General features: G+C 35.4%; 11 protein-coding genes. 5 read left to right on the forward strand and 6 right to left on the reverse strand.

The window, feature by feature from the left end:
• Nucleotides 1-168 precede the first annotated feature (168 nt).
• From B5440_RS15795 to B5440_RS06705, 6 genes are all read right to left on the reverse strand, one after another.
• The gene (locus B5440_RS15795; RefSeq protein WP_070055537.1) at nt 169-783 is read right to left on the reverse strand and encodes a DUF4249 family protein; all 615 of its coding nucleotides are present in this window, start codon (nt 781-783) and stop codon (nt 169-171) included.
• 40 nt (nt 784-823) lie between these two features.
• Nucleotides 824-1,324: a DUF4249 family protein gene (locus tag B5440_RS15800; RefSeq protein WP_079711095.1), complete on the reverse strand. Its 501-nt coding sequence runs from the start codon at nt 1,322-1,324 to the stop codon at nt 824-826.
• Nucleotides 1,325-1,479: 155 nt separating this feature from the next.
• The gene (locus tag B5440_RS06690) at nt 1,480-3,186 is read right to left on the reverse strand and encodes a hypothetical protein (protein WP_070055535.1); all 1,707 of its coding nucleotides are present in this window, start codon (nt 3,184-3,186) and stop codon (nt 1,480-1,482) included.
• A gap of 15 nt (nt 3,187-3,201) precedes the next feature.
• A complete protein-coding gene (locus B5440_RS06695) occupies nt 3,202-4,386 on the reverse strand; it encodes a DUF4249 domain-containing protein (RefSeq protein ID WP_070055534.1) in 1,185 nt (394 codons plus the stop codon).
• 5 nt (nt 4,387-4,391) lie between these two features.
• Nucleotides 4,392-7,145 (reverse strand): TonB-dependent receptor, encoded by a 2,754-nt coding sequence (locus tag B5440_RS06700; RefSeq protein WP_070055533.1) that lies wholly within the window; start codon nt 7,143-7,145, stop codon nt 4,392-4,394.
• On the reverse strand, nt 7,142-7,879 hold the full coding sequence (locus tag B5440_RS06705; RefSeq protein ID WP_070055532.1) for a hypothetical protein: 738 nt from the start codon (nt 7,877-7,879) through the stop codon (nt 7,142-7,144). Before B5440_RS06705 ends, B5440_RS06700 begins: the two co-directional genes overlap by 4 nt.
• A gap of 193 nt (nt 7,880-8,072) precedes the next feature.
• Between B5440_RS06705 and deoC the strand changes: the two genes are divergently transcribed.
• The 5 genes from deoC (at nt 8,073) to mgrA (ending at nt 12,280) form a co-directional block, all read left to right on the forward strand.
• The gene (gene deoC, locus B5440_RS06710) at nt 8,073-8,723 is read left to right on the forward strand and encodes a deoxyribose-phosphate aldolase (RefSeq protein ID WP_070055531.1); all 651 of its coding nucleotides are present in this window, start codon (nt 8,073-8,075) and stop codon (nt 8,721-8,723) included.
• 1 nt (nt 8,724) lies between these two features.
• Nucleotides 8,725-9,423, forward strand: a complete 699-nt coding sequence (gene deoD / locus B5440_RS06715) for a purine-nucleoside phosphorylase (RefSeq protein ID WP_070055530.1) — start codon at nt 8,725-8,727, stop codon at nt 9,421-9,423.
• 141 nt (nt 9,424-9,564) lie between these two features.
• The gene (locus B5440_RS06720; protein WP_070055529.1) at nt 9,565-10,452 is read left to right on the forward strand and encodes a serine hydrolase; all 888 of its coding nucleotides are present in this window, start codon (nt 9,565-9,567) and stop codon (nt 10,450-10,452) included.
• Between the two features lie 22 nt (nt 10,453-10,474).
• Entirely contained in the window at nt 10,475-11,239 is a 765-nt protein-coding gene (locus tag B5440_RS06725; protein ID WP_070055528.1) for a 3-keto-disaccharide hydrolase, read from the forward strand.
• Between the two features lie 42 nt (nt 11,240-11,281).
• Nucleotides 11,282-12,280, forward strand: coding sequence for an L-glyceraldehyde 3-phosphate reductase (mgrA, locus tag B5440_RS06730; protein ID WP_070055527.1), 999 nt, complete (start codon nt 11,282-11,284; stop codon nt 12,278-12,280).
• The last annotated feature ends 31 nt before the right edge of the window (nt 12,281-12,311 follow it).

Raw genomic sequence — 12,311 nt, forward strand, 5'->3', positions numbered from 1 at the left:
AAACTTGGATGTGAATTTTCTTCGTGTCATAATACAGTAAAATTAAGGTTATTTTTGAACTTAACTTACTGTCCTAATTTTTGGGGGATGATCACCTTTGATGATTGGTATGAAGATTATCCGCATAATAAAGAGGAAAATTAATTTTTATAGTTTTTTAGTTTGAAATTAATCTTCCCAAAAATCAGGCTTTTCATTAGTTCCAAAAAATGTACAATCTACACAGCGCGCTGGCCTCACCAGTAAAAGACCACCATGGCTCGTTGAAGACCATCTTACCGCATTTCTTTCTAATAGTTTTATTAAATTATCGATACTGGGTAACGTTTCTTCGCAAAGGGCGAAGGGTACAAATCGAGGTCTAATGCCCTCAGGATTATAGAAATCTCCATAATTAAAATAAATTCTCTTTGTAGTAACTGAGGAAACATTAAAAAAACCAATTGTTTTTTCATTTGGATTATTAATATTTGTAATATTTCCTTCTAAAAATCCTGGTTGAGTTTGAGAAAAAATGTTTTCAGATCCTGAAAGCTCTTCTAAAATTTTATAATAATTATAGGCATCCCTGCCTATTACATATTGCTTTATTAAAAGGCTGTACCTATTAGAAAGACTGGGATCTTTAGAGTCTATAAAGTTAATCAACAAGTCGTTTACACTATCATCTGAGAGTGAATTAGTATTGGCTAGTATAATTTTCTGCGAAACATTGGTTTGATAACAAGTATATTCTTCCTTCTGTTTCGGTACTTCTACCGGGATGCCATCAACGAGAATCAAATCTTTTATTTTATCATAATTTGAATTGAATTTAAAGTTTCTACATATTCGTATTATAATAATTAGCCCCGCCTGCAGAAGTTTGATTATTTAAGGTAATAGCAACTCCATCTTCACCGCGGTAATTTATTCTATTGGCTTCCAATTCACCAATGCTACTGCTTCCCGATAATTGTGTTGGTTCAGAAATATATTCGTTACCATTCACCAAAATGCTAAGCTGGTAATTAATTCCCGGGCGGGCAGCGAAACTATCTAGAGAAATATAGCGGCCAGGTTCTAATTCCTGAAAAATATGCTCTTCCTCTCCTGTTACCCTAATATCTGCCCCTGACACCGGCTTAGGACCGGTAGAATCTATGGCAAAGGTTTGTGATATTTTAATCTCGTGTTTTTTCAACTCATTAGTTACCAAACCTTCAATCACAATGGCTTCTTCAAAGTCTTCTGAATTTAAAGCAATTTCCTCTACGCAAGACGCCATAATCATCACGAAACCGATTAGAATGAAAAGCTTCTTATATTTCCGAATTAAAATCATTAAAATTGATAATTTAAGTTTGGTTGGTTGGATATGACTCTTTATGATTGCCTATAACTTCCTGTTCTAGATTTTTTAACTACAAATAAACTTCCTAAAATCGTTGAGAGATTTCATACAATAAGATACGAAAAACATTGCATTGGTATTTAGACCTATTCTACTTTAAAAGTTTTTATTATCGATACCGGTTGACCTTGTTCAGTAAACCCCTGAAGGTTAATTTCAAACTTTCCTTTAAGATCTGAGGTATAAAAACTAATCCCGTTAGCCGAATCTCCAGAATCTATATTAGGGTTCCACCAGAGCTGCGTTCTATAATCAGGGATTCTATTCAACTCTTCATTCTTATAATTTGGGCTATAATACTTCTTGGGTATTTGTGCTTTAGCCACAAGTTTAGATTTAATATAATTTTCTCTAAATACTTCCGGGAAATCTCCATCTTTAGTTTCTACCATTACCACGCCCTGATAAATTGCAGGACCAAAGAAGTACTTGCTTCGAAGAATACCAATACTTTCAATCTTTTCCGCATCAAAAGAAACCAGTTTATCATGATTTTGCACCACTACCCCATCTACAATCAACAAGGCAGGTAGCGTAAATTCACCATTAATATTTTGGTTTCTAACCATAATACTATGAGTTCCATCTTGATTTCTTCTAACTCTTCCAAATTCTATGATCTCCACAAAAGTCTGGGTAACCTCGGGAAACCTTGTATAATCATCTAAATTGAATTTAAGAAGCTCCTGGCCAAAGAAATACCCCTCATCCTTCGGGAAGACTGTTCGGTCTGCTTTGGTGGCAGAGTATGCATTTTCAATTTGATTATTTATACTTTTCTCCAGAATATAATCTTTAAAACCTATTTGAACTATTGGTTTTTCAAAGTTTAACGAAGAAAAATCTGGTTGAGCAGTTGTAAATAATTCAACCTTATAATCATTTTGATTATAGTCTGTTAGTTGCAACAACAACTCATCAACCGTCAGCTCATTATTTATTATAAAACTAAACTCCCCTTTATCGTCTATAGAAACAATTTTTACCTGACTTTCTTCACCAGGAAAGGAAACTATTAAATTCTTAGATTTTAATCCCGAATTATCATTTGCGCTTATTCTTCCTTTAATAAGAGAACCTCTTATTTCTGGCAGGGTAAAGTTGTCTGATAAATTCCAGTTTTTATTCCGGTAAAGCTTATTAAAATTAGTGCTTTTAAGCAGCGTAGGTTTACTAAAACTATCTATTCGCCTTACAGATATCGAAAAATCACCCAATATTTCTGTTGTGTGCTCCAAATCTAAGACTACTTCTTCCCGGGTTGAAAAGGATGTCTTATTCAATTTTAATTCCAGATCAGCTGCTGCTTCTTTCGTGTTTTTTTCTGAAGTAGATTCAGGGTTTTCCTGGAGTATAAGGCCTTCATTATTCTTTTGATAGGGGTTTAAAATTTGAATATCCTGTTCAAAATAATTTTCTTCATTTAGCATCCAGGAAGTATAGCCCAGGATTTTATATGCTCCCGACCTTAAGTCGGAAGGAATAAAGAAATCGGAATATGACTGACCTTCCTCCAAATTTAATTTATGCTGAAAAACAATTTCTTTATCTGAATTTACTAAAACTACCCAGCCAACTTTACTTAGTTTGCTAAGCTTTTGGGTTTCGGCATTTATACTATAAAACTTGTAAAGTAATTTTTCCCCGCTAAATAATAAACTACTATTCAAATGAAGATAAACCTGTTCTTTAGGAATTTCTTTTTGAAGTAATTCTATGTTTGAGCTGCCTTGCGAATAAGCCAGGTTAAGCCCCAGGCAAGCTAAAAATACTATGAAAATCTTTTTATTCATTGTCTTGTTTTCTAATTAATCTTCCCAAAATTCTGGTTTCTCATTGGTGCCAAAGACCGTACAATCTACACAACGTCTAGGTACAACATAAACCGGGCGCTCCTGATTTAAAGGTAAAGGAATTGGGGTTTCATACCATCTAACACCATTATTTTCCAATTGTTCTTTTAATACTTCTATGGTGGGAAAGGTGACTTCACAAGAAGCATCAGATACAAATTTTGGTCTTATGCCGTCGGGGTTATAAAAATCTTGGTAATTAAAATAGATTCTTTTGGTACTAACAGAGGAAACATTAAAAAAACCAATCACTTTTTCTTCAGGATTATTGATATTTTCGATATTTCCTTCAAAATAACCAGGCTGACTTTGAGAAAAAATGTTTTCGGAACCCGAAAGCTCCTCTAGAATCTGGTAATAAGAATAAGCTTCCCTGTTTATTACATATTGCTTAACTAAAAGACTATACCTATTTGAAATTTTAGGATGATCGGCATCTATAAAATTAATCAGCAAATCATTTACGCTATCTTCCGAAAGTGAATTGGTATTCGCCAGTATGATATCCTGAGAATTATTTGTTTGATAGCACGTATACTCTTCTTTTTGCTTTGGAACTAATTTAGCCAGACCATCTTCTATTATAATATCAGTGCTTTTAAACATATTAGATGTAAATTTAAAAGTCTCCGTAAACTCATAACGGTAGTAATTAGCATCACCTGTAGAAGTTTGATTGCTCAAGGTTATAGCCACGCCATCTTCTCCCTGGTAATCAACTCTATTAGCATCTAATTGACCAATGTTACTTGTTCCGGGTAATTGTGCTGTTTGTGATCTATATTCCTGACCATTCACTAAAATATTCAACTCGTAATCCACTCCGGGAGAGGCCGCAAAGCTATCTTTAGAAACATATATTCCAGGTTCGCTTTCCTGGAATTCAAACTCACTGTTTCCTATCACTCTAACATCAGCACCAGATAAAGCACTTGGTCCAGTAGAGTCTATAGCATACACTCGCGATAATTTAATTTCATGTTGTCTGAGTTCATTAGTAATAGTACCCTCTATTACAATTGCTTCCTCAAAGCCTTCAGATTCTATAGGTATTTCTTCAACACAAGAAACTATTAGCATTGCTATAGCTAACAGAAAAAAGGTCTTATTATATTTATGAATAAACGTAATCAATTTCATTACTATTAAAATCTAAAATTATAGGTGATTGTAGGAATTGGAATAGAGAAAATTGAACTTTGATAGGCCTTCACTTCTCCACTATCGGTTACAAAAAATACTGAATAGGGATTGTTTCTACCCAGCACATTATAGACCGAAATATTCCAGAAGCTGTGCGCAAATTTTTCAATCTTATGGTTTCCTTCCACATTAAAACTCAAATCCAATCGGTAATAGTCTGGAATCCTAAATTGGTTCCTGTCACTATACAATACATACTCAGAATTATTAAAATTATATTTCCCAATTGGATAGGTCACCGGTCTCCCCGTTTGGTAAACAAAATTGGCTGAAAAGCTGAAACGCTGCGTAAGCTTATAATTTAGCACCGCGCTAAAGTCATGTGGTTTATCAAAATTTGTAGGGAAAAATTCGCCGTTATTTACTGTTTCTTCCTGGAAATCTCCTGCTAATTTTATAAAAGACCTGGAATAGGTATAGCCCAAATATCCATTTAACCTTCCTTTATTTTTTCTAACCAGGAATTCTACCCCATAGGCTTCACCTTCACCCTGCAGAACTTCGGTTTCTATATTTTCATTTAAGAATAAATCGGCGCCAATCTTATAATCTAAGAGATTATCTGAGGTTTTATAATAGCCTTCTAAACTAAGTTCGTAAATATTTTCATCAAAATTCTTGAAGAATCCTAAACCAAATTGATTGGCTCGTTGCGGTTTTATATAAGAATCTGAAAGTTTATAAGTATCGGTTGGGGCGGCTGTAGTATTATTAGATAAGGTATGAATGTATTGGTAAGTATTGTTATAACTCACTTTTGTTGAAAATGTTGGTGTTATAAAATACCTACCGGAAACCCTAACTTCGGGGCCGCCATAAGTTTCTATCACTTCCCCACTATCATAGTTTTCTACACCTGTAGCGGTATTGTCGTTTCTTGGTAAACCTTCTTCATAGGTGTTTAATTGAGCGGGTCCAAAGGCGGTGTAAAAAGAATATCGTAAACCTGCATTAATTAATAGTTTTTCGGTTACTTCAAAACTATCTTCAATATAAATGGCGGTTTCTAAAGCTCTTTCCTCGGGTATACTAACTTGTTCAATGAGAGATTCGGCACTTCCGGGATTAATTTCGCCGGGAGAAACCATATAATATTTTCCGCTTATTCCATAGTTAAAAGTATGTGCCTTGCTATGAAAGTATTTCATTTTTAATTTCACTTCAGATTCATTGATGGTGTATCCCGATTCAAAATCATTATTGAAATCACTAGCATAATCTAAATTGAAATCATAATTACTATTGGTTAGTACCAGCTCTCCCTGGTGCTTTTCATTAAAATATTTATTGTAAGAAAGCGAAAACATCCTGTTGGTGTAACTAAATAACGAGTCTGAAGTGATACTAAAAACATCACTGCTATAATATCCGCTAACATTTAACTCGTCACTATTATCAAATTTATGGTTGTATTTGGCCACAACATCATAAAACGAAGCCTGGCTACCTTCTAAAGATTCATCTTCTAAAAGATTTAAAATCCAATCTGAATATGTTCCGCGGCCACCTACAATTAAACTCGATTTACCTTCTACAATTGGGATTTCCAGACTAAGGTTCCCGGTAACCGGTCCTATAGAAACTTCGCCGGTAAACTCTTCTTTATTTCCCGTTTTGGTATTAAGGTCAAAAACCGAAGATAATCTCCCTCCATATTCCGCTGGAATACTTCCTTTATAAATACTCACATCTCCAGTGGTGAAAGGATTTAGCCCAGAAAATATTCCGAAGAAATGGGCAGGATTATAAATTACTCCTTCATCGAGCAGAATTAAATTCTGGTCGGTTTTCCCACCTCTTACATTATAACCGCTTGCGCCCTCTCCAGCCGTAGAAATTCCCGGTAAGGTAGTGGCTACTTTTAAAATATCGCGCTCACCCAAAACGAGTGGAATATTCTTAATTTCGGCTACATTTATCCTTTCTACCCCGGTAAGGGCAGTTCTAACATTATCCCTTGCGTTAGCTTCAACCAAAACTTCGCCCAATTCTTCAAAACTTTCTTTCAGTTGTAGATTTAAAACCCCGTCGTTGTAAACTACGAGACGCTTCTTAACTTTATCGATTCCAAGTGCCTGAGTTTCAAAAATGTTTATTCCTTTAGGAAGCCTAATTTCGTAATTTCCATTAATATCTGTAACCGTCCCTTTATCCTGATTAGGGATCAAAATATTTAATCCAGAGATAGGTTCTCCTTTCTCTGAAACCACTCGGCCGCTAAGCTTATAAGTACTTCTGTTAGACTGTCTATTTTCCTTTCCTATTAAAACGGTTTCCACTACTTCAGCCTGCTCCTCATTATCATTATAAAAAACAGGATCAGCACTTTGATTTTCTTCTTTTGCAACTGCAGTTTCTTCTCGGGTTCCTAAAAAGCCTTCCGGTAACCGGTCATAAATTATACTACCGCGAGTTAGAATAATACGCTGTCCTTTTACAAAGTAATTAATATTGGTTTCTTCCAATAAGTCTTCTAATAGTTCTGTTACTTTGGTTTGCGAATATTCTCCAGAAAATTTAGCAAGGCCAAACCAGTCTTCATCAAAAAAGAATTGATAATCGGTTTTCGCTTCAATTTCAGCTAAAATATCTGGCATTTCTTTATTCTCAAAACTTATCGATATTTCTGGATCGACTGTTTGTGCGTAAGTGAAAGGGAAGTATATAAGTAAAAAAAGGAGTAAATATTTTCTCATTCTTGAATTTGATTTGTAGCAGAAGGAATAAGGCTATTTATTTCATTGGCCAGGTTTTTCATAAAAAGATCTGGATTATTCCGAGATTGTTTCCTGTATTTGCTATAAAAACCTCTTATTTCACTTTTTAGGTCTGGAAATTTAGAATATACATCTCTTCGGTTATCCAGCTCGAAAAATTCATCTTTAAACTGAAAAATATAATCGGGATCGGCAGGACTAAATTCACTATACGCCACACTCCTATCCCTAATTTCCATTCTATTTCTAAGATGTTTCTTAAAAATTTTAAAGGCTCCTTCTTCATTAATTACTTCATAGAAACCCAAGATATCTGAGTTATTATTAGACTTTAAATATCTAAACTTATTTTCATCAATCTGGAATTGATTCACCTGATTATCTATAAGCTGAAAAATAAAATTTCTTTGATCTTGCTCGAGATTAACCAATAATAGATCGTCGTAGATGTTATATTTTAAAGGTACTTCGTAAAAAGTTTGACCGTTATAGGTAACACTTCCTTTCTGAAACTCCTGTGTTTCAAAAAATTTATGTTTTTCATTAATCATCCTATCGGTTTCCACGTATTCAATTCCCTGAAACAGCGTAGTATTCTCAATCCCAATATTTTGATCGTACCAGGAAAAGATTTTTTCTTCCGAATAATTCTGGGAGAAAGTGGAAAGTGTAATTATAAAAAACGAAAAAAAGAGAAAGTAATTTTTATACATTCAGTAGCTAATAGGTAAATAATTCGCAATATTTCTGGAAAACTACAAAATAAAATAGTTATTTTTCAACCTTTTACCCTTTATAATTAAAAAATAAATTAAAAACATTAAGATTTTTAATCTAGAAAACTGAGAACAATCATAAATTACATCTGTTAGAAAGTTATAAATTTGTAAATCCTAAAAAGAGACGATGCAACTCAACCAATTTATAGATCACACCTTATTAAAACCCACGGCAACCCCTGAAGATATTGAAAACTTATGCAAGGAGGCAATAGCACATCAATTTATTGCCGTTTGTATCCCTCCTTCTTATTTGAAGCACGCTAAATCGGTTTTAAAAGATTCTAATGTAAAATTAGCAACGGTAACAGGTTTTCCATTAGGAGCCATGACCACAGAGGCTAAGGTTTTTGAAGCCAAAGACGCTATTGTAAATGGTGCTGATGAAATTGATATGGTAATTAATATTGGAATGCTAAAAGGGGGTGATGCCAATTACATAGAAAATGAAATCGCTGAAATTAAAAAGGCTATAGGTTCTAAAATTCTCAAGGTAATTATTGAAACCTGCTATTTAACCGATGCTGAAAAAGAAGCAGCCTGTAAAGCTGCATTAAATGCAAATGCCGATTTCGTAAAAACTTCTACTGGTTTTGGAACTGGTGGCGCTACATTTGAAGATGTAAAACTAATGAAGAAAATTGCAGGAGATAAAATGCAAATTAAGGCTTCAGGCGGAATTAAAGATCGGGAAACCGCTATCAAATATATAGAATTAGGAGTTTCCAGACTGGGAACATCCTCGGGTATAAAATTAGTAACATCAGAAGAAAACTAGTATGAGTGTACATATACAAGCACAAAAAGGTGAAATCGCAGAAAATGTTTTACTTCCGGGAGATCCCTTAAGAGCAAAATGGATTGCCGAGAACTTCCTGGAAAATGCTGTTTGTTATAATGAAGTTCGCGGAATGCTGGGTTATACCGGCACATATAAAGGCAATAAGATTTCTGTGCAGGCAACCGGGATGGGTATTCCTTCTGCATTGATTTATGCAACAGAATTAATTACAGAATACGGAGCTAAAAAACTTATTCGAGTTGGCTCTGCGGGTTCCTATCAAAAAGATTTAAAAGTAAATGATGTGGTTCTGGCTATGGCTGCTTCTTCCAATTCAGGCTTTAACAAAGCTAAATTTCAACACGCCGACTTCGCTCCTACCGTAGATTTCGAATTGTTTATGAATGCGGTAAAATTTGCCCAAAAGAACAATATTCCGTTTGAAGCCGGTAATGTGCTTTCGTCAGATATATTTTATGAAGAAAACGATCTCAGTTATAAAAAATGGGCCGATTATGGGGTGTTGTGTGTAGAAATGGAAACTGCAGGCCTCTACACGGTTGCTGCCAAATATAACGTCCAGGCACTTTCTGTACTTACGGTTTCAGATTCTCTGGTTACAGGTGAGCATTTGCCTGCAAAAGAAAGGGAACAAAGTTTTAGCCGAATGGTTGAAATAGCATTAGGCAGTATTTAAGCTGGTTTGGGGAAATTTCATTAAATTCGGGATTAAATCACCTCGCGGCAAGCCAAGGAACCATTAAATGGAAATTTTTTTTGGATTTCGCGGCAAGCCTAAGAGCAATAAATCTCGATTATCGAGTAAATCCTGAATAAAATGAAGTTTCTCCCTGCTGTCTTTTTTATGCTTATTGGTTTTCTTTCCAATGCACAAACTCCTACACAAGAACTTCAGAAGAAAATAGCTTCTATTTTTGAAGAAAATCATGGAGACTTCGCTATTGCTTTTAAAAATATTTCCGAAGAAAAAGATAGTATTTTAATAAATGCTCACAAAAATTTCCACGCTGCAAGTACGATGAAAACCCCGGTAATGATCGAGGTTTTTAAACAAGCTTCCGAAGGAAAATTTTCGCTTCAGGATTCCCTGGTAATCAAGAATGAATTTAAAAGTATTTTAGACGGAAGTTCTTATTCAATGGAACTTGGTCGGGATAGCGGGGAACATCTCTACGAACAAATAGGTCAAAAAAGAAGTATTGAAGACCTGGTAACCGATATGATTATTTACAGCAGCAACCTGGCTACCAATATTATTATTGAGCTGGTTGACGCTAAAAATGTAAATCAAACCATGCGCGAAATAGGCGCAATGGATATCAATGTACTTCGTGGTATTGAAGATATGAAAGCTTATGAAGCCGGTTTGAGCAACTCCACTACTGCTTATGATCTGATGTTAATTTTTGAAGCTCTTGCCAAAGGAAAAGCAGTAAATGCCGAAGCAGATAAGCAAATGCTCCAAATCTTACAGCAACAAAAACACACCGATCTTATTCCTGCTTTACTTCCCGAAAATTTAAAAATTGCTAATAAAACCGGCTGGATAACCGGTGTTCATCACGATTCAGCTTTAATTGAATTACCCGATGGCAAAAAATACGTTTTGGTTCTGCTTTCAAAAAATATGAAAGATATGGAGGCCGGCACCAAAATGTTAGCGGAAGTTTCTAAGCTAATCTACGATCACGTAAACTATAACTAATTTTTCAACTAAAATTTTTAAAATGAAAATATCATTAAAATCAGGTTTATTGGCAAGTACACTTGTATTTGCTTCAATCAGTGCGTTTGCTCAGGAAAAAGATATCGATTTACCACCGGAAGCTACCGAATTCTATGAACCGGTTCCTCAAAAAATTGAAGCAGGTGAATCTACCACTACACCACCGTCTGATGCTAAAATCTTATTTGACGGCTCAGATCTCTCGGCTTTTGTAAATGAAAAAGATGGGTCTGAACCCACCTGGAATATAGAAGGAGATGTGTTAACGGTAAATCCGGGAACCGGCGGTATTTTAACCAAAGAGAATTTTGGGGATATACAGTTACATTTAGAATGGCGCTCACCATCAGAAATTAAGGGCGACGGCCAGGGACGCGGAAACAGCGGGGTGATAATTATGGGGAAATATGAAGTGCAAATTCTGGATTCTTACCAGAACGATACTTATACCAACGGGCAGGCTGCCAGTATTTATAAACAATCTCCGCCTTTAGTAAATGCGACAAAAGCTCCAGGCGAATGGAATACTTACGATATTATCTTCACCGCTCCAAGGTTCAATAAAGATGGAATGTTGTTAAGTCCGGCTAAATTAACCGTACTTCATAACGGCGTGGTGGTTCAAAATAATTATGAGCTACGCGGCCCAACGGAATATATAGGTATTCCTAATTACACGAAACATGAAGAGAAGCTTCCTATTCATTTCCAGGATCACGGGAATCCTGTGAGTTTCAGAAATATTTGGGTGAGGGAACTTGAATAATTTTAAATCACTAATCAATTATACTAAATAGAATTAGACTTTATGAGTAACTATAAAGCTTCAGGAGATCGTTACGAAAAAATGCAATACCGCCGCTGTGGAAAAAGCGGGATTAAACTTCCTTTACTATCCCTGGGATTATGGCATAATTTCGGCGATAAGGATGATTTTGAAAATGCCAGAAATCTTTTAAGAACTGCTTTCAATAATGGCATCACACATTTTGATCTTGCCAATAATTATGGCCCACCTTATGGTTCTGCTGAAAAGAATTTCGGGAAGATCTTTGCTGAAGATTTTAAACAATATCGCGATGAATTAATAATTTCTACAAAAGCCGGTTGGGATATGTGGCCCGGGCCTTATGGCAATTTTGGCTCCAGGAAATACCTTATTGCCAGTTTAGACCAATCGCTGCAAAGAATGGGATTAGATTATGTAGATATATTTTATCACCATCGCCCAGACCCGGAAACGCCTTTGGAAGAGACAATGGGGGCTTTAGATCAAATTGTAAGACAGGGAAAAGCGCTTTATGTGGGAATTTCTCAATACTCTGCAGAAGATACGGCTAAAGCGGCTAAAATCCTTAAAGCTCAAAACACTCCTTTTCTAATACACCAACCCAGGTATAATATGATGGATCGTTGGGTAGAAGGTGGTTTATTAAATACCCTAGAACGCGAAGGAATTGGTAGCATAGTGTTCTCTCCTTTAGAACAGGGAATTCTAACCGATAAATATTTAAATGGAATTCCAAAAAATAGTCGTGCGGCAACCCAGGGAAGTTATTTAAATGAATCGCAAATCACTCCTGATGTAGTGACCAAAGTGCAAAAACTAAATGAGATCGCTCAATCCAGAAACCAAAGCTTAGCACAAATGGCTGTGGCCTGGTTGCTGAAAGATGACCGAGTGACTTCGGTATTGGTTGGAGCGAGTAAGGTTTCCCAATTAGAAGAGAATATACATACTTTAGAAAACCTTGAATTCAGTAAAACTGAATTGAATGAAATAGAAAAAATCCTGCAAAATAAATAGCAGGATTTCTTTAAAAAGGCTGTTTGAAAAA

Origin of the sequence: Salegentibacter salarius (assembly GCF_900168265.1) — a bacterium.
GTDB lineage: Bacteria > Bacteroidota > Bacteroidia > Flavobacteriales > Flavobacteriaceae > Salegentibacter > Salegentibacter salarius.